This is a genomic window from Thermomonospora curvata DSM 43183, from assembly GCF_000024385.1.
Taxonomy (GTDB): Bacteria; Actinomycetota; Actinomycetes; order Streptosporangiales; family Streptosporangiaceae; genus Thermomonospora; species Thermomonospora curvata.
Genome location: NC_013510.1, coordinates 3,983,364 through 4,001,281 on the forward strand (window position 1 = coordinate 3,983,364; position 17,918 = coordinate 4,001,281).

Below are 17,918 nucleotides of genomic sequence, written 5' to 3' on the forward strand. Positions count from 1 at the left end.
CAGGCCGCCACGGCGAACGAGAAAGGGATACCTGGTCGAAAAATTCCCCAAAAAGGGATGTATAGGGCGAACATTGTCGCGGGTATGACCTGGAACGCAGCTTCCCCACCCCGATGTGCGGAGGCTGAACGATGTCCACGGCGACGCCGGTCCCCCAGGCGGCGGACACGCTGCAAGGCGTCGCCGAGCAGGAGACCTCCCGGCTGCTGACCGGCTCGCGGCCGTGGACATGGTGGCTGGAGCAGGCGGCGCGGCACGGCCGCCACGGCTTTTGCAACACGGTGCTGATCGCGGCGCAGCGGCCCGCGGCCACCGACGTCCGTTCCCCTGAGGAGTGGCGGGCGGCCGGGCGGCGGGTGAAAAGCGGCGAACGCGGGATCAGGATCCTTGCGCCGGACGGACGCCGCCGGGCGGTGTTCGACATCTCCCAGACCAGCGGGCCCCCGCCACGGCCGCAACAGGCTTCGCCGCAGGCGGCCGTGGCGCGGCTGCGGATCGCGGCCGACAGCCTCGGCCTGCAGGTCGACCACGACGCGCCCGTCGGGCCCGACACGCTGACCGCGCTCGCCCTGCGGCTGGGCCACCGGCTGCTGCCCGCGCACACCACGTCGGTGGCGTACCTGGTGCTGGCGCACCTGGGCGTGCCGGTTCCGCCTCTGGTCTACCCCCGCGTGCGCGCCTGGGCCGCAGACGCCGCCGCGGTCGCGGCCGCCGGTGAGCGCATCCTGCGGGCGGCACGGGTCGTGACCGGCAGGCTCGACCTGGTCGAGGCCGCCCGCGAGTGCCTGGCCGCCGCGCACGCGTTCTTCCGCGCCCGGGCCCCCGGCAGCTGGGTGCCCGCTCACCTGGCGGAACGGGGATTGGGGCCGGACGCCCTGGAGCGGTGGCAGATCGGGTACGCGCCCGCTTCGTGGCGGGCGCTCACCGGCCACCTGCTGAGCTCGGGCCACCGCCCGGAGGCGATCGTCGCCGCCGGGCTGGCCCGGCGGGGGCGGAACGGCGCGCTGTATGACCTCTTCCGCGACCGGGCCATGTTCGCCATCCGGGACGGGGACGGCGCCATCGCCGGTTTCATCGGGCGGCTGCGCGAAGGGGCGGCCGGGCCGAAGTACCTCAACAGCCCCGAGTCGCCGCTCTTCCGCAAGGGCCGGCTGCTGTACGGGCTGCAGGAGGTCCGCGGCCGGCTGGAGGCGGGCGCCCGGCCGGTGCTGGTGGAAGGGCCGTTCGACGCCCTGGCCGTCAACACCGCCTCACCCGCCCATGCCGCCGTCGCCACCTGCGGGTCGGCCGTGACGCAGGCCCAGGTGCGCGCCCTGCTGAAGGTCTGGCCGAGAGTGTCCGGTCCCCCTGCCGCCGGGGGCCTGCGGCAGGGGGCGGACGGTCCGGGGGTGCTGGTGATGCCGGACGGCGATGCGGCCGGGCGGGCCGCCGCGCTGCGGGCCTGGGAGGTGCTCGCGAAGGTGGGCGCGCCGGTGGATGCGGTGCTGCTCGCCGAGGGCGGCGATCCGGCCGACGTGCTGCGGCGGCGGGGGCCGGCGGCGCTGCGGGGCGCACTGGCGTCCGCGCATCCGCTGGCCGACCTGGCGGTGGATGCGGCCGTGGCGCGGGCGGGCGGGGCGCTGCACTCCCCCGAGGACCGGGTGGCGGCGCTGCGGGCGGCCGCCGCGGTGATCGCCGGGATGGCGCCCGTCCACGTGGCCCGGCAGGTCGGCCGGGTGGCGGCCCGGCTGGACCTCGACCACGCCACCGTCACCTCGGCCCTGGTCGAGGCCGTCACCGGTGCAACGGAAGCGGGGTGAGGACCCCGGCCCCCACGGGGCGGGGCGTCTGGGTGGATCTTCGCGGTCGAGGATCTGCCGCCGCCCGGTCCCCATGGCACGGGGTGCTCTGGGCCGGTTCCCGGGTCGGCCCGAGCCTCTTCCGGCACGCCGTCTCCGCACGTCGAGATGGCCGTGCCGCACGTGGTGATCTGCGGGGACACGGCGCCGGTCCGGGGCCGCGAAAGTTCAACCCGTGGCCTTCGAGTTCCGCCCTCCCCCGGCCCAGGCCTCGAAGGCCACGATTTCACGGGTCACGGCAGCGTCCCAGACCGCGCCGTCCCCGCCTGGACCCCGCGGGAACGGCGCGTCGGTGAGGGTCACTGGGCCGCCTGCTCCTTGGCCAGTTCGATGGCGATGTCGATGAGCTGGTCCTCCTGGCCGCCGACCAGCTTGCGCTCCCCGGCGCGCACCAGGATCTGGGCGCCGGAGACGCCATAGCGCTCGGCGAGGCGGTCGGCGTGCTTGAGGAAGCTGGAGTAGACCCCGGCGTACCCCATCATGATCTCCATCCGGCCCAGCAGGCACTCGGAGTCCATCACGGGGCGGACCACGTCCTCGGCGGCGTCCACGATCTTGAACACGTCCACGCCGGTGCGGATGCCGAGCTTGTCGCAGACCGCGATGAACGCCTCCAGCGGGGTGTTGCCCGCCCCGGCGCCCAGCCGGCGGACCGAGCCGTCGATCTGCTTGGCGCCGGCGCGCACCGCGGCGATGCTGTTGGCCACGCCCAGCCCCAGGTTCTCGTGGCCGTGGAAGCCGACCTGGGCGTCGTCGCCCAGCTCGGCGACCAGCGCGGCGATGCGGTCGGAGGTCTCCTCCAGGATCAGCGCGCCCGCCGAGTCCACCACGTACACGCACTGGCAGCCGGCGTCCGCCATGATCCGGGCCTGCTTGGCCAGCACCTCCGGCGGCTGGGAGTGGGCCATCATGAGGAAGCCCACGGTCTCCAGCCCCAGGTCGCGGGCCAGCCCGAAGTGCTGCACCGACACATCGGCCTCGGTGCAGTGGGTGGCGATGCGGCAGATCTGGGCGCCGTTGTCGGCGGCCTCGCGGATGTCGTCCTTGACGCCCACCCCCGGCAGCATCAGGAAGGCGATCTTGGCGCGGGTGGCGGTCTTGACCGCGGCCTTGATCAGCTCCTGCTCGGGGGTCTTGGAGAACCCGTAGGTGAAGGACGAGCCGCCCAGCCCGTCCCCGTGGGCGACCTCGATGACCGGCACGCCCGCCTCGTCCAGGGCGGCCACCACCGAGGTGACGTGGTCGACGGTGAACTGGTGGCGCTTGGCGTGCGAGCCGTCGCGCAGCGAGGAGTCGGTGACGCGGATGTCGAGGGTGTCGGAGTAAGGCGTCATCAGTCGCTCCCGGTGATCTCCTGGGCGAGGACCTCACCGACCTTGGTGGCGGCGGCGGTCATGATGTCGAGGTTGCCGGCGTAGGGGGGCAGGAAGTCGCCCGCGCCCTCCACCTCCAGGAAGATCGCCACGCGGGCCATCCCGCCGCTGACGGGGCTGGGGTCGTCGAACTGGGGCTCGGCCCGCAGCCGGTAGCCGGGCACGTACTCGGCGACCTGGGCCCGCACCTCCAGGATGGACTCGGCGATCTTGTCGCGGTCGGCGTCGGGCGGGATCGAGCAGAACACCGTGTCCCGCATGATCACCGGCGGTTCGGCCGGGTTGAGGATGATGATGGCCTTGCCGCGGCGGGCGCCGCCGATGGTCTCGATGGCGCGGGCGGTGGTCTTGGTGAACTCGTCGATGTTGGCGCGGGTGCCCGGGCCGGCCGACACCGACGCCACCGAGGCGACGATCTCGGCGTACTCCACCGGCACCACCCGGGAGACCGCGTACACCATGGGGATGGTGGCCTGGCCGCCGCAGGTGACCAAATTGACGTTGTCGGCGTCCAGGTGCTCGCGCAGATTGGCCGGCGGCACCACGCCGGGCCCGATCGCGGCGGGGGTCAAGTCGATGGCCCGGATGCCGGCCTCCTTGTAGCGGGGCGCGGCGGCCCGGTGCACATAGGCCGAGGTCGCCTCGAACACCAGGTCGGGCTTTTCGGGACGGGACAGCAGCCAGTCGATGCCCTCGTGGCTGGTCTCCAACCCCAGCTTGGCGGCCCGTTTCAGCCCCTCGCTGTCGGGGTCGATCCCCACCATGTAGCGCGGTTCGATGTGCTCGCTGCGCAGCAGCTTGTACAGCAGGTCGGTGCCGATGTTGCCCGGCCCGACGATCGCGGCGGTCGCCGCCATGGTCACCCCCTGCGGGTCACTTGAAGGTCAGGGACACAGCGCCCAGTCCGCTGAACTCGGCGGTGAAGGTCTGGCCCGCGGCCACGTCGATGGCGCGGGTGCACGAGCCGGGCAGCACCAGGTGCCCGGCCTGCAGCCGCACGCCGAAGGAGGCGACCTTGCGGGCCAGCCAGGCCACGCTGGTCACCGGGTTGCCCAGCACCGCGTCCGAACGGCCGGAGACCACGAACTCCCCGTCGCGGTACAAGGCGGCCTCGATCGCGGTCAGGTCCAGTCCTTGGGGGGAGACGCCCTCCCCGATCACATAGCCGGCCGAGGAGGCGTTGTCGGCGATGGTGTCGGCCAGCGCGATCTTCCAGTCGATGATCCGGCTGTCGATCAGCTCCAGCGCCGGCACCACCCGTTCGGTGGCGGCCAGCACGTCGGCCTCGGTGCAGGTCTCGCCGGGCAGGTCGGCGCCGAGTATGAAGCCGACCTCCACCTCCACGCGCGGGTAGCAGTACCGGGCGACTTCGACCGGCTCATCGGAGCGCAGCTCCATATCGCCCAGCAGGTGGCCGTAGTCGGGCTCGTCCACGCCCATCATCTGCTGCATCGCCTTGGACGACAGGCCGACCTTGTGGCCTTTGACCACGGCGCCCTCGGCCAGGCGACGGCGGATGTTGATGAGCTGAATCTCGTAGGCATCGACGGCGTCGATGCCCGGGTAGCTCTCGGTGAGCGGCGGGATCGGCGCCCTCTGCAGCTCGGCGTCGCGCAGCCGGCCGGCGGCCTCGCGGCGCTGTTCCTCGGTCAGCATGCTGCGACGGTACGAGCCGAAAAGGCCCGGCGCCCGGGACGATCCCACTGGCCGGGAGCGCCCGGGCGGCCGGGGTTTTCAGGCTCCGTAGACCGGCTCGGGGGTCTGCGCCTTGGCCAGCAGATCGGCCACGACCGGGCCGAGTTCGGCCGGGTCCCAGCGGGCGCCCTTGTCCACCATGGGGCCGTGCCGGAAGCCCTCCATGACGCAGACCTTGCCGCCCTCGACCTCGAAGACCCGCCCGGTGACGTTCTTGGACTCGGCCGAGCCCAGCCACACCACCAGCGGGGAGACGTTCTCCGGGGCCATCGCGTCGAAACCGCCGTCGGTGGGGGCGGCCATGGTGGCGGCGAACACCTGCTCGGTCATGCGGGTGCGGGCGGCCGGGGCGATGGCGTTCACCGTCACCCCATAGCGGCCCAGCTCGGCCGCGGCCACCAAGGTCAACCCGACGATGCCGGCCTTGGCGGCCGAGTAGTTGCCCTGGCCGACGCTGCCCAGCAGCCCCGCCCCCGAGGAGGTGTTGATGACGCGGGCGTCCACCGGCTCGCCGGCCTTGGCGCGGGAACGCCAGTAGGTCCCGGCGTGCTTGAGCGGCAGGAAGTGGCCCTTGAGGTGGACGCGGATCACCGCGTCCCACTCCTCTTCACTGGTGTTGATCAGCATCCGGTCGCGCAGGAAACCGGCGTTGTTGACCAGCACGTCCAGCCCGCCGAAGGTGTCGATGGCGGTGCGGATCAACGCGGCGGCGCCCTCGTCGGTGGCGATGTCGTGCCCGTCGGCCACCGCCTCCCCGCCGAGCGCCCGGATCTCCTCGACCACCTGCTGGGCGGGGCCCTGGTCGGCCTGCCCGGTGCCGTCCCGGTTCACCCCCAGGTCGTTGACCACGACCTTGGCGCCCTGGCGGGCGAACTCCAGGGCGTGGGCGCGGCCCAGGCCGCGTCCGGCGCCGGTGACGACGACGACGCGTCCCTTGCAGATCATGTTCGGCTCTCCGCTCACAGTCGCTCGATGATGGTGACGTTGGCCTGGCCGCCGCCCTCGCACATGGTCTGCAGCCCGTAGCGGCCGCCGGTGCGCTCCAGGTGGTGCAGCAGCGTGGTCATCAGGCGGGCCCCGGTGGCGCCCAGCGGGTGGCCCAGCGCGATCGCGCCGCCGTTGGGGTTGACCTTGGCCGGGTCGGCGCCGGTGTCCTGCAGCCAGGCCAGCACCACGCTGGCGAACGCCTCGTTGATCTCCACCGCGTCGATCTGGTCGATCGTCATGCCGGTCTTTTCCAGGGCGTACGCGGTGGCGGGGATGGGCGCCGACAGCATCCGGATCGGGTCCTCGCCGCGGGCGGAGATGTGGTGGATGCGGGCCCGCGGGGTCAGGCCGTGGTCGCGCACCGCCCGCTCGGAGGCGATCAGCAGCGCCGCCGCGCCGTCGGAGATCTGCGAGGACACCGCGGCGGTGAGCAGCCCGCCCTCGGTGAGCGGCTTGAGCGCGGCCATCTTCTCCAGCGAGGTGTCGCGGCGCGGGCCCTCGTCCTCGCTCACCCCCTCCAGCGGGGCGATCTCCTTGACGAAGTGACCGCCGTCGATGGCGGCGATGGCGCGCTGGTGGGACTGGTAGGCGAACTCCTCCATCTGCTCGCGGGTGATGCCCCACTCGCGGGCGATCTGCTCGGCCCCGGCGAACTGGGAGACCTCCCCGTCGCCGTAGCGGGCCACCCAGCCCTTGGAGCCGACGAACGGGCCCTCGGTGAAGCCGAGGGGGGCGGCGGCGGTCATCGCCGAGCCGATCGGGATCTGCGACATGTTCTGCACGCCGCCGGCCACCACCAGGTCCTGGGTGCCCGACAGCACCGCCTGGGCGGCGAAGTGCACCGCCTGCTGGGAGGAGCCGCACTGGCGGTCCACGGTCACCCCGGGCACGTGCTCGGGCAGGCCCGCCGCCAGCCAGCAGGTGCGGGCGATGTCGCCGGCCTGCGGGCCGATGGTGTCCACGCAGCCGAACACCACGTCCTCCACGGCGGCCGGGTCCACCCCGGTGCGCTCCATCAGCGCCTTCAACACGTGGGCGCCCAGGTCCGCCGGGTGCACGCCCGACAGTCCGCCGCCGCGCCGCCCCACCGGGGTGCGGACGGCGTCGATGATGTAGGCCTCAGCCATGAGTGATCTCCTTACGTAGGTCCACCTTGCGGACCTTGCCTGCGGCGGTGCGCGGGAAGTCGTCCACGAACACGACCTCGCGCGGCACCTTGAAGTTGGCCAGGGCGTCCCGGCAGTGGGCGATGAGCTCCTCGGCGGTGGCCCGCCGGCCGGGGCGCAGCCGCACGTAGGCACGGCCGACCTCGCCCAGCCGCTGGTCGGGGACGCCGATGACGGCGGCCTCGGCGACCGCCTCGTGCCGGACGAGCACGGACTCGATCTCGGCCGGGTACACGTTGAACCCGCCGACGGTGAACATGTCCTTGGAGCGGCCGGTGATGGTCAGGTAGCCCCGCTCGTCCAGCTTCCCCCGGTCGCCGGTGACCAGCCAGCCGTCCCGCAGCGCCTCGGCGGTGGCCTCGGGGTCGTCCAGGTAGCCGGACATGACGTTGTAGCCGCGCACCAGGATCTCCCCGTCCTGGCCCGGGGGCAGCGGCCGCCAGTCCGGCCCGGCGATCATGACTTCCACGTCCTCGATGGGACGGCCGGAGGTGGTGGCCACCGTGACGTCGTCGTCATCGACCGAGCAGGCGGTGACCGTGCCGGTGGACTCGGTCAGCCCGTAGGCGGTGATCACCTGCGGGAAGAGGGTGCGGATGCGGCGCACCAGGGCGACCGGCACGTCGGCGGCGCCGGTCACCGCCAACCGCAGTGACGACAGGTCGCGTTCATCCAGGTCGGGGGCGTCCAGCAGGGAGGTGTAGATGGTGGGCGGGCCGGGCAGCACCGTGATCTTCTCGGTCTCGATCAGATGCAGCGTCTCGGGGACGTCGAAGACCCGCTGCAGCACCATGGTGGCCCCGCGCAGCAGGCACGCCAGGACCCCGGCCTTGTAGCCGAAGGTGTGGAAGAACGGGTTGATGATCAGGTACCGGTCGCCGGCGGTGACGCCGGTGCGGCCCGACCAGGCCAGGTAGGTGCGCACGTTCTGCTCATGCGTGCTCAGCACGCCCTTGGGCCGTCCGGTGGTGCCGGAGGTGAACAGGATGTCGGCGACGTCGCCGGGCGCCACCGGATCCGGGTCGGACGCGCCCTCGCCCCGGGCCAGCCACCGCTCCCAGGAGATGACCCCGGGACGCTCCGGGCCGTTGAAGGTGACCACGGTCTGCAGGTCGGGCAGGCCGGGCAGGGTTCCGGACTCCTCCAACCCGAGCATGCCCGGGTAGTCGATGCCGAGGAAGTCGTCCTCGACGAAGAGGACCTTGACCTTGGCCTTGGTCAGCGGCCAGCGGGCCTCCTCGCCCTTGTAGCGGGTGTTGAGCGGCACCAGCACCGCCCCGGCGCACACCGCGCCCAAAGCGGCCACTATCCACGACAGGCTGTTGGGGGCCCAGATGGCGATTCGGTCGCCGCGGCCGATGCCGGAGCCGACAAAGGCCCTCGCGGCGGCCCGCACCCGCTCCCCCAGTTCGGAGAAGGTCACCCGGACCTGCCGGTCCACGACCGCCTCGGCGTCCGGGAAGTCGCGCACGGCGCGGTCGAGCACGGCCGGGATCGTCAACGCGTCCTGCTCGCTCATGCCCGCCATGGTGGCGATCGGCGCGGCGGGCGTGGGGGGCTTGTCCCGGTGAACGGTATGCGGGCCTTCTTCCAGCGAGCGCGGCCGTACCCTCCGTGAGTCTTGAGCGAGTCATCGCATGGAAGATCGCAGGGAAGCCGGAAGGAGCGGGATGAGCAGCGGGGTGAACGCGGCGGTGGACTTCACCGGCCGGGCGGTGCTGGTCACCGGGGGGACCAAGGGCATCGGCGCCGTGATCGCCAAGGCGTTCCTGCAGGCGGGCGCCGAGGTGACGGTGTGCGCGCGCAACGAGCCCCCCGAGCCGCCGAGCGCCGCCGGCCGCAAGGCCCACTTCCTGGCCGCCGACATCCGCGACGCCGCTCAGGCCGCCGCGATGGTGGAACGCGCCGCCGAACTGATGGGCCGGTTGGACGTGGTGGTCAACAACGCCGGCGGCTCCCCCGACGCCGAGGCCGCCACGGTCTCCCCCCGCTTCGTCGAACGCATCGTCCAGCTCAACCTGCTGGCCCCGTTCTATGTGGCCCAACCCGCCAACAAGATCATGCAGTCCCAGGAGGACGGCGGCTGCATCATCAACATCGGCAGCGTCTCCGGCATCGACCCCCAGCCCGGCACCGCCGCCTACAGCGCCGCCAAGGCGGGCCTGCGCACCTTCACCCAGGCCCTCGCCTTGGAATGGGCCCCCAAGGTCCGCGTCAACCACATCACCGTCGGCCTGGTCCTCACCGAGGCCGCCGCCTCCTACTACGGCGACGGCAGCGCCTTCAACAAGATCATCCCCATGGGCCGCATGGGCACCCCCCAAGACGTCGCCGACACCTGCCTGTACCTGGCCAGCGACCTGGCCCGTTACGTCACCGGCGCCGACCTCCCCGTTCACGGCGGCGGCGAATACCCCGCCCGCTGGCTCATCACCCACCGCTGACAACCACCCCGCCCGCCACTGCCACGGCGGCGGGGTGAGACCGAGCCATCCCTACAGTGAACCCCCTTGAAAGGGGCGGCCGGAGAGCAACGATTCATCGCGGCGCTGATCGCGCCGATGCTGCTGGCGTCCTGCGGTCTCGGCGACTGGGGTGAAGATCCGCTCACCGAAAAACATCCCGACCCCAGGGCCGTGCCCGGCAGCGAATCGGAGATACCCCTGGAGAAGGCATTGGGGGATCTTGGAATCACCATGCCGCCCGATGCCAAGGGGGTTCGTTTCAAAAGCCGCAACGACTTTGCACCATACTACCTTTATGTGAAATTCACAGTACCCTGCTCGCGAGCCGAATCGGTGATCCAAGCCAACAGACTGATCGACTTGCACAGATCCGACATGCCGGGCTCCCTTGATGAATATACTCTAGAGAATATCTCTAGAACAGTGGAAGCGCAGATCCCATCCGGGGCCGGCATAAAGTTCTTCGTGTCGAAGTACAGCTCCAACGACCACAAAAAAGGCGGCCTACTCTTTTCGCCGGACAAGTCGAATTGCACATTCGCCTTGGCAGCCGAGAGGCACATTTGAACATCACTCCCGGCGTTCTGCATAATGCGGCGCTTGAGCAGACCACATAGGAACGCACTGGCGCCGGAGGCGGCGCCGCGTCCCGCGGGAACGGAGTGGAAACAAAAAGCCGCAGCACTTCAGTGCCCTCCGACCCCAAAAAAGGATGTCGGGATGACGCAGTTCATCTCGTACATCCGGGACCGAAACGGCAACCAGGCCGGCTCCGGACTCCCAGGGCAGCGCAAATTCCGAAGCAGGGCCACCGGCTTCAGCACGGAAATCGCCGCCGACGCGGCGAGCAGCCAGGCGCGACCACGGCCAGGCCGGTCATGCAGATGGCGGTTCTTGGAGAGTGTCCTTTGGGGAAACAGCAGAGCCGCACCGGCTGACAAGCGATTCGGGTCGGATCCACACTGAGGCTCCGTCGGCGGACACGCCTCAGGACCTCGCAGGAAGCCGTCTCATCACTTGGACCGAGACGCGGGCACGGAATGAGCTCACCCCCGTGGTCCCCCGGCCGGAGGCGGGCCGGGGGACCACGGGGTGTGCGGCGTTGCTAAGAGGCGAACAGAGCCCGGCCGCCGGACAGGACCACGGTGTCGTCCACGGCGGCTTCGAACAGGACGGCTTCGCCGTCCTTCCAGGTGGAGACGGTGAGGGTGTCGCCGGGGAAGACCGGGGCGCTGAAGCGGCCCTCCAGTTCCGTCAAGTCGGCCGGGTGGGCGCCGAGTTCGGCGGCCAGGGGCAGGGTGACGGTCGCCAGGGTGCACAGGCCGTGCATGAAGGGGCGGGGCATGCCGGCGGCCTTGGCGGCCTCCGGGTCGATGTGCATGTGGTGGCGGTCGCCCAACAGGCGGTACAGGGCGGCCTGGTTGGGGGAGGTGGGGACGGTGAGCGTGGTGTCGGGGGCGCCGTCGGGGCGTTTGCGGGCCGAGGGACCGCGGTCGCCGCCGAAGCCGCCGCAGCCGGGGGCGAACAGCGACCAGACGGCCTCGAAGTACTCGCTCTCCACCACGACCTCGAAGATGGCGGCCGAGCCCTTGTCCCAGACCTCGCCGACGCGGGCGGCCAGTTCCAGTTCGCCCGCCCTCGGCAGCGGCTTGTGGACCTTCAGGCGTTGGGAGCCGTGGACGGCGGTGGTGGGGTCGAAGGCGCCCGCCGAGCCCAGGGCGTCGGGGGCCCACTGAGCGCGGGTGAGGGCGAAGGTGGGCAGCACCCGCAGGCGTTCTTCGAAAACCAACTCCAAGTCGGTGGCCTGGGCGCCGACCGCCAGGGCGTACAGGATCGCGTCGCGGTCCTCGTAGGCGACGGTGCGGGTGCCCAGGTCCCGGCCCTTCCACTGTCCGGCGTTCATCGGTCCGCTCCCAGGATCAGGCCGCTGGTGGGCACGCCGGTGCCGGCGGTGACCAGCACGTTGGTGACGTCGCCGGGCTGGTTCACCGAGGTGCCGCGGACCAGGCGGACGGCCTCGGCGATGCCGTTCATGCCGTGGATGTAGGCCTCGCCGAGCTGGCCGCCGTGGGTGTTGCACGGCAGGCGGCCGCCGATTTCCAGGTTGCCGTCGGCGATGAAGTCCTTGGCCTCGCCGCGGGCGCAAAAGCCCAGCTCCTCCAGTTGCGGCAGCACCAGCGGGGTGAAGTGGTCGTACAGGATGGCCGCGCCGATGTCGGAGGGGTTGAGCCCGCTTTGGGCGTACAGTTGCTGGCCCACCAGGCCCATCTCCGGGATGCCGGTGATCTCGGAGCGGTAGTAGCTGGTCATCATGTGCTGGTCGTAGCCGGAGCCCTGGGCGGCGCCCCAGATCAGCGCGGGCGGGTGGGGCAGGTCGCGGGCGCGTTCGGTGGAGACCACGACCAGGGCCTGGCCGCCGTCGCTCTCCTGGCAGCAGTCCAGCAGGTGCAGCGGCTCGACGATCCAGCGGGAGTTCTGGTGGTCCTCCAACGTGATGGGGCGCTGGTAGAACCAGGCCTTGGGGTTGGTGGCGGCGTGCTTGCGGTCCACCACGGCGACGCGGCCGAAGTCCTCGCTGGTCGCCCCGTACTCGTGCATGTAGCGGCGGGCGAACATGGCCACCCACTGGGCGGGGGTGTTGAGCCCGAACGGCAGCAGCCAGGCGTAGGCGGCGCTGTCGGCGCCCTGGTCCATCTGGCGGCCGGCCTGGCCGAGGCCGTAGCGGACGCCGGAGCGTTCGTTGAAGGCGCGGTAGCAGACCACCACCTCGGCGATGCCGGTGGCCACGGCCATGGCGGCCTGCTGGACGGTGCCGCAGGCCGCGCCGCCGCCGTAGCCGACGCGGGAGAAGAACTTCAGCTCGCCGATGCCGGTGTTACGGGCCACGTGGATCTCGGAGCTGGTGTCGGCGGTGAAGGTCACCAGTCCGTCCACGTCCGAGGGTTCCAGGCCGGCGTCGGCGATGGCGGCCAACACCGCCTCGCACGCCAGTTGCAGTTCGCTGCGTCCGGAGTTCTTGGAGAACTCGGTGGCGCCGATGCCGGCGATGGCGGCGGCTCCGGGCAGCACGCTCACTGCCGGTCTCCTTCCGGGAGTTCGATGACGACGGTGCCGGTGACGTGGGCGCCGAGGGAGTTGGTGCCGCGCACCGCGATCTCCACTCGGCGGGCGGCGTCGTCCTTGGCGGACACGGTGCCGGTCAGCGTCATGGTGTCGCCGGGGTAGTTGGGGACGCCCAGCCGGATCTTGATGGCCTTGACGCGGGCGGCCGGGCCGGCCCAGCTCGTCACATACCGATCGACCAGGCCGTTGGTGGTCAGGATGTTCATGAAGATGTCCTTGGACCCGCGCCGCACCGCAAGCTCCGGGTCGTGGTGGACGTCCTGGTAGTCGCGGCTGGCGATCGCGGTGGCCACGATCAGGGTGCGGGTGAGGGGGATGGCCAGTTCGGGCAGCTTCTCCCCCACGGACACGTCCGGGTAGGCACGGGTGGCGAGTTTCATGAGGCGGCCCCCTCGGCGATCAGGTCGCCCAGCCGCTGCAGGTCGGCGGAGGCGCCGCCCAGCGTGCCGGAGATCTGCTTGCCCCACAGGAAGTAGCGGTGGATCGGGTAGTCCACGTCCACGCCGATGCCGCCGTGCAGGTGCTGGGTGCGGTGCACCACGTTCAGGCCGCCTTCGTCGGCCCACCATTTGGCGACCAGTGCGGCCTTGCCGTCGGTGGCGCCGTCCTCGGCGGCGCAGACCGCCTGCCACAGGCACACCCGCATCGCCTCGATCTCGATGTAGCAGTCGGCGAGCTGGTGCTGCACCGCCTGGAAGGTGCCGAGCGGGCGGCCGAACTGCTCGCGTTCCTTCAGGTAGGAGGCGGTGATGTGGAGGGCGCCGGAGGCCACGCCGAGCTGGACGGCGGCCAGGGCGGTGCGGGCGACGTCCAGCGTCCAGGGCAGGGCGGCGGGGCCGAGCGCGCGGGCGGGCACGGCGTCCAGGGTGAGGTTGCCGGCCATGTCGCGGCTGGTGGTCTCGGTGCGTTCCCAGCTCAGGCCGGGGGCGTCGGCGTCCACCAGGAACAGGCCGGGCCCGTCGGGGCCGGTCGCCGAGACCAGCAGGTGGGCGGCTCCGGTGATGCTGGGGACGACCGCCTTGGTGCCGCTCAGACGCCAGCCGTCGCCGTCCGGGACGGCGGTGCAGCCGGGTGCGGCCACATCGCCGACGCCGAACTCCTCCAACGCCACGGTCAGCCGCCGGGAGCCGTCCACCACGCCGGGCAGCAGATCGCGCTGCTCGGCGGTGCCGTGCTCGGCGATCGCCAGCGCCGCCACCAGCGTCGGCCACAGCGGGACGGGCGCCACGTGCCGTCCCTGTTCTTCCAGCAGCACGCACAAAGCGCCCAGGCCCAACCCGGCGCCGCCGGCGGCCTCGGGCAGCGCGACGCCGAGCAGTCCGGCGCCGGCCAGTTCCCGCCACAGCGTCTCGTCGATGCGGCTCTCGCTGGTCTCCACGGCGCGCAGCCGCTGGTGGGTGGCGTGGTCGGTGAAGATCTGCCGGGCCAGGCCCTGCAGTTCGGTGAGCTCCTCGCCAAGGGTGAAGTCCATCAGCTCTCCTCCTGCGGGACGGCCGGCCGGAACACCGGCAGGGTGAGCTCGGGGTCGGCCTCCAGCCAGTCCAGGACGACCGGCATGCCGATTTCGATCTTGTCGGGGGCGATGCCGACCAAGTTGGTGACCAGTCGGGTGCCTTCGGTCAGTTCCACCAGCGCCACCACGTACGGCATCTCGAAGGCCGGGTGCGGGGGGTGGTGGGCGACGATGTAGCTGTAGACCTGGCCGGTGCCGGCGGCTTCGACGGTGTCCCAGTCGAACGAGCCGCAGTGCGGGCAGCAGGGGCCGGGCGGGTGCCGCAGCGTCTTGCAGGCCGCGCACCGCTGGATGACCAGGCGGCGCTGTTTGGCGGCCTCGAACCAGAAGGCGTTGTCGCGGTTGATCGCCGGGCGGGGGCGCAGCGCCTTGGGTTTCTGCTCGGTCTGCTCGGTCTTCTTGGGGCGGAACCGCAGCAGCCGCCACCGTTGTGTGGCCACGACCTCGCCGCGCTGGTCGCGGTAGGTGCGCAGCGTGGTGATGAAGCGGCCTTCGCCCAGGGCGGTCTTCTTCTCCGGGGAGATCGACTCGACCTGTTCCTGGACGCTGATGTGGTCACCGGGCACCAGTTCGCGGTGGAACTCGAACTCCGAGTCGGTGGCCACCACCGAGGTGTAGCCGCCCTCGGCGAGCAGGGCGGTGAGCTCCTCCATGCCGCCCGCTTCGGGCTCGGGGTTCACGGTGGCGGCGTAGCCGCGCATGGTCCAGGCCTGCATCATCGACGCCGGGGCCACGACCGTCTCCCGGCCGGTGGCGCGGGCGGCCTCCTCGTCCAGGTAGACGGGGTTGGTGTCGCCCATGGCCTCGACCCAGTGGCGGATCATCGGCACGTTCACCGGGTCCTGGCCGCGCCGGGGCTCCCCCAGCGTGCGGCCGACCCATGCCTGCAGTCGCTTCTCGTAGTCTTCGCCGCTCATGCCCGCCTCGATCTCGGCATGCCCAGTCCCAGCGTGGCGACCATGTCGCGCAGCACCTCGTTGACGCCGCCGCCGAAGGTGTTGACGATGCCCTGCCGGGAGAGCTGTTCGATCTGCCCGGCCAGCACCGCGCCCGGGGATTCGGGGCGGATCCGCCCGGCGGCGCCCAGGATCCCGGTGAGGGTGCGCTGCACGTCGATGTGGGTTTCGGTGCCGTAGGCCTTGGTGGCCCCGGCGTCGGCCCCGGTGAGCTCGTCGTTCTCGACGGCGATGGTCATCTTCCAGTTCAGCAGCCGCATCGCCTCGAGCTTGGCGTAGGTGCGGGCCAGGTCCCGGCGCACCCATGGCTGTTCCAGCACGCCGTTGTCGCGGGCCCAGGCCACCACGTCCTCCCACAGCCGGATCATCCGGCCGCCGAGCGCGGCCAGTCCGATCCGCTCGTGGTTGAGCTGGGTGGTGATCAGCTTCCAGCCGCCGTTGATCTCCCCGACGACCTCGCTGACCGGGACGCGCACCCCGCTGTAGTAGGTGGCGGTCACCACCATGCCGCCGACGGTCTGGATGGGGCTCCAGGAGAACCCTTCGGCGTCGGTGGGGACGATGATGATGGAGATGCCCTTGTGCTTGGGGGCCTCCGGGTCGGTGCGGCAGGCCAGCCAGATGTAGTCGGCGGTGTTGGCGCCGCTGGTGAAGATCTTGCTGCCGTCGATGACGAACTCGTCGCCGTCGCGGACCGCGCGGGTGGTCAGCGAGGCCAGGTCGGTGCCGGCGCCGGGCTCGGTGTAACCGATGGCGAAGACGATGTCGCCGGAGAGGATGCCCGGCAGGTACTTCTTCTTCTGCTCCTCGGTGCCGTACTTCATCAGCGTCGGCCCGACGGTGTTGACGGTGACGAACGGGAACGGCAGCCCGGCCCGCTGCACCTCGTCGAAGAGCACGTACTGCTCGCTGATGGAACGGCCCTGCCCGCCGTACTCCTTGGGCCAGCCGTACCCCAGCCAGCCGTCGGAGCCGAGCATCTTGACCACTTCGCGGAACCGCTCGCCGCCCACGCCCTGCTCTCCGACGCGGCGGCGTTCGTCTGCCGGCAGCAGCCCGTTGAAGTAGGCCCGTAGCTCGGCCCGCAGCTCGCTGAGCGCCGCGGGCTCACGCAGATCCATGTATCGCCCCCTCCTATGGCAGGAAACGCAGACGCCCGTTGGCGGCGAACTCCTCGCGCAGCGCCGCCTTGTCCGCTTCGGTCATCAGGTGGTATTCGGGTGCGCCCCGGCCGACCCACCGGTAGACCGGGTCGCCGGTGCGCCAGCCCTCCACCTGGAGCTGCTTTTTGGCGAGCTTCCCCGAGCCGGTGGTGGGCAGGTGGTGGGAGACGCGCACGAACCGCGGCGCGCCCTTGGTGCCCAGGTCTTCTTGGGCGGCCAGGAAGCCGGGCAGGTCCAGCTCTTCGAAGGTGACGCCCTCGGGGATCTCGATCGCCGCCATGACCTGGTCACCGGAGCGCGGGTCGGGAACACCGAAGGCCACCGCGTCGATGACCTTGGGGTGGCGGCGCAGCACCAGTTGGGTGTGCAGGGCGGAGATGTTCTCCGAATCGACGCGGATCCAGTCGCCGGAGCGGCCGGCGAAGTAGATGAAGCCGTCCTGGTCGATGTAGCCCAGGTCGCCGGTCCAGTACCAGCCGTGCCGCACCCGTTCGGCGTCGGCCTCGGGGTTTTTGTAGTAGCCCTCGAATTTGTCGGCGCCGTGGACGTCCACGATCTCGCCGATGGCCTCTTCGGGGTTGGTGACCCGGCCGTGCTCGTCCAAGATCGCCGGGGCGCAGGTCTGCAGGGTCTCGGGGTTGACGATGCGGACCCCGTCGTGGGCGGGACGGCCGAAGGCGGTGGGCGGGGCGTTGGGGTCTTGGGCGATCATGCCGGCGCCCTCGCTGGAGCCGTAGCCCTCCACCAGGCGGCAGCCGAAGCGGCGCAGGAACTCGGCCTTGTCCTCCGGGGAGGCCTCGGTGCCGAAGGCGTGGGTGAGGGTGTTGTCGGCGTCGTCGGGTTTTTCGGGGGTGGCCAGGATGTAGCCGATGGCCTTGCCGACGTAGGTGAAGAACGTCGCCCCGTAAAACCGCACGTCGTCCAGGAAGCGGGAGGCGGAGAACTTGGGGGTGAGCGCCACGCACGCGCCCGCTGTCAGCGCCGGCGCCCACAGCGCCATGATCGCGTTGCCGTGGAACAGCGGCATCGGGCAGTAGCAGACGTCGGTGCGTTTGACGTCGTATTTGGCGCTGTTGTTGCGGCCCAGCTCCGCCAGGCGGCCCTGGGAGCAGCGGGCGGCCTTGGACTTGCCGGTGGTGCCGGAGGTGAACAGCAGCAGCATCTGCGTCTTGGGGGTGATCTGCGGGTCCCGCTCCGGCTCGCAGGCGTGCTCGGCGACCAGGCCGGCGTAAGCGGGGTCGTCGATGAGCAGGAACCGCTCCCGGGGGACGCCGATGTCCAGCCCGTCCAGCAGCTTGAGCCCGGCCTGGTCGGTGATGACCAGTTGCAGGTCGGTGTGGCGGACCTCCTGTTCCAGGTAGGCGCCGCGGCGGGTGGAGTTGATGCCGACGATGGTGGCGCCGCTCAGCGCCGCCGCGCCCAGCCACAGGATGTACTCGGGGACGTTCTCCAGCAGCACCCCGATGTGGAAGGGGCCGTCGATGCGCAGCTTGCGGGCCAGCGCGGCGCGGGCCGCGCTTTCCCGGACGACCTCGTCCCACGTCCAGGTGCGTTCTCGGCTGCGCAGGCCGGGCCGGTGGTCGCCGAGCCGGGCCAACAGCAGGTCTGCGATGGTCTCGTTGCGCACTCCCGCCCCCTG

General features: G+C 71.3%; 16 protein-coding genes. 3 read left to right on the plus strand and 13 right to left on the minus strand.

All coding sequences use genetic code 11. The annotated features are described in order from the left end of the window. Window positions 1–131: 131 nt before the first annotated feature. Window positions 132–1,799 carry a toprim domain-containing protein gene (locus tag TCUR_RS25065; RefSeq protein WP_012853790.1) on the plus strand — a complete coding sequence of 556 codons (1,668 nt, stop codon included), beginning with the start codon at window positions 132–134 and terminating at the stop codon, window positions 1,797–1,799. A 338-nt stretch (window positions 1,800–2,137) separates the two neighbouring features. Here TCUR_RS25065 and dmpG read toward each other — a convergent pair whose 3' ends face one another. The 6 genes from dmpG to TCUR_RS17125 form a co-directional block, all read right to left on the minus strand. Next, window positions 2,138–3,172: a 4-hydroxy-2-oxovalerate aldolase gene (gene dmpG / locus TCUR_RS17100; protein WP_012853792.1), complete on the minus strand. Its 1,035-nt coding sequence runs from the start codon at window positions 3,170–3,172 to the stop codon at window positions 2,138–2,140. Next, window positions 3,172–4,068 carry an acetaldehyde dehydrogenase (acetylating) gene (locus TCUR_RS17105; RefSeq protein ID WP_012853793.1) on the minus strand — a complete coding sequence of 299 codons (897 nt, stop codon included), beginning with the start codon at window positions 4,066–4,068 and terminating at the stop codon, window positions 3,172–3,174. Before TCUR_RS17105 ends, dmpG begins: the two co-directional genes overlap by 1 nt. Window positions 4,069–4,084: 16 nt before the next feature. Beyond that, window positions 4,085–4,867 carry a 2-keto-4-pentenoate hydratase gene (locus tag TCUR_RS17110; protein ID WP_012853794.1) on the minus strand — a complete coding sequence of 261 codons (783 nt, stop codon included), beginning with the start codon at window positions 4,865–4,867 and terminating at the stop codon, window positions 4,085–4,087. Between the two features lie 78 nt (window positions 4,868–4,945). Continuing rightward, the gene (locus tag TCUR_RS17115; RefSeq protein WP_012853795.1) at window positions 4,946–5,851 is read right to left on the minus strand and encodes an SDR family oxidoreductase; all 906 of its coding nucleotides are present in this window, start codon (window positions 5,849–5,851) and stop codon (window positions 4,946–4,948) included. A 14-nt stretch (window positions 5,852–5,865) separates the two neighbouring features. Then, window positions 5,866–7,020 (minus strand): acetyl-CoA C-acetyltransferase, encoded by a 1,155-nt coding sequence (locus TCUR_RS17120; RefSeq protein WP_012853796.1) that lies wholly within the window; start codon window positions 7,018–7,020, stop codon window positions 5,866–5,868. Continuing rightward, entirely contained in the window at window positions 7,013–8,578 is a 1,566-nt protein-coding gene (locus TCUR_RS17125) for a FadD3 family acyl-CoA ligase (RefSeq protein WP_148233046.1), read from the minus strand. The genes TCUR_RS17120 and TCUR_RS17125 overlap by 8 nt, the downstream gene beginning before the upstream one ends. Before the next feature lie 151 nt (window positions 8,579–8,729). Between TCUR_RS17125 and TCUR_RS17130 the strand changes: the two genes are divergently transcribed. Together TCUR_RS17130 and TCUR_RS26595 are read left to right on the plus strand one after the other, a co-directional pair. Further along, window positions 8,730–9,503: an SDR family oxidoreductase gene (locus TCUR_RS17130; protein ID WP_012853798.1), complete on the plus strand. Its 774-nt coding sequence runs from the start codon at window positions 8,730–8,732 to the stop codon at window positions 9,501–9,503. A gap of 66 nt (window positions 9,504–9,569) precedes the next feature. Next, window positions 9,570–10,091: a hypothetical protein gene (locus tag TCUR_RS26595; RefSeq protein ID WP_148233047.1), complete on the plus strand. Its 522-nt coding sequence runs from the start codon at window positions 9,570–9,572 to the stop codon at window positions 10,089–10,091. 538 nt (window positions 10,092–10,629) lie between these two features. Here TCUR_RS26595 and TCUR_RS17135 read toward each other — a convergent pair. The 7 genes from TCUR_RS17135 to casI are packed head-to-tail and all read right to left on the minus strand — an operon-like array spanning window position 10,630 to window position 17,906. Next, window positions 10,630–11,427: a MaoC/PaaZ C-terminal domain-containing protein gene (locus TCUR_RS17135; RefSeq protein ID WP_012853800.1), complete on the minus strand. Its 798-nt coding sequence runs from the start codon at window positions 11,425–11,427 to the stop codon at window positions 10,630–10,632. Then, the gene (locus tag TCUR_RS17140; RefSeq protein ID WP_012853801.1) at window positions 11,424–12,599 is read right to left on the minus strand and encodes a lipid-transfer protein; all 1,176 of its coding nucleotides are present in this window, start codon (window positions 12,597–12,599) and stop codon (window positions 11,424–11,426) included. The genes TCUR_RS17135 and TCUR_RS17140 overlap by 4 nt, the downstream gene beginning before the upstream one ends. Then, window positions 12,596–13,027 carry a MaoC family dehydratase gene (locus TCUR_RS17145; RefSeq protein ID WP_012853802.1) on the minus strand — a complete coding sequence of 144 codons (432 nt, stop codon included), beginning with the start codon at window positions 13,025–13,027 and terminating at the stop codon, window positions 12,596–12,598. Before TCUR_RS17145 ends, TCUR_RS17140 begins: the two co-directional genes overlap by 4 nt. Beyond that, a complete protein-coding gene (locus TCUR_RS17150; RefSeq protein ID WP_012853803.1) occupies window positions 13,024–14,118 on the minus strand; it encodes an acyl-CoA dehydrogenase family protein in 1,095 nt (364 codons plus the stop codon). The genes TCUR_RS17145 and TCUR_RS17150 overlap by 4 nt, the downstream gene beginning before the upstream one ends. After that, window positions 14,118–15,077 (minus strand): bifunctional MaoC family dehydratase N-terminal/OB-fold nucleic acid binding domain-containing protein, encoded by a 960-nt coding sequence (locus TCUR_RS17155; RefSeq protein ID WP_012853804.1) that lies wholly within the window; start codon window positions 15,075–15,077, stop codon window positions 14,118–14,120. The genes TCUR_RS17150 and TCUR_RS17155 overlap by 1 nt, the downstream gene beginning before the upstream one ends. Continuing rightward, window positions 15,074–16,237 (minus strand): acyl-CoA dehydrogenase family protein, encoded by a 1,164-nt coding sequence (locus TCUR_RS17160; RefSeq protein ID WP_012853805.1) that lies wholly within the window; start codon window positions 16,235–16,237, stop codon window positions 15,074–15,076. Before TCUR_RS17160 ends, TCUR_RS17155 begins: the two co-directional genes overlap by 4 nt. 13 nt (window positions 16,238–16,250) lie before the next feature. Then, window positions 16,251–17,906: a steroid-22-oyl-CoA synthetase gene (gene casI / locus TCUR_RS17165; RefSeq protein ID WP_012853806.1), complete on the minus strand. Its 1,656-nt coding sequence runs from the start codon at window positions 17,904–17,906 to the stop codon at window positions 16,251–16,253. Between the last annotated feature and the right edge of the window lie 12 nt (window positions 17,907–17,918).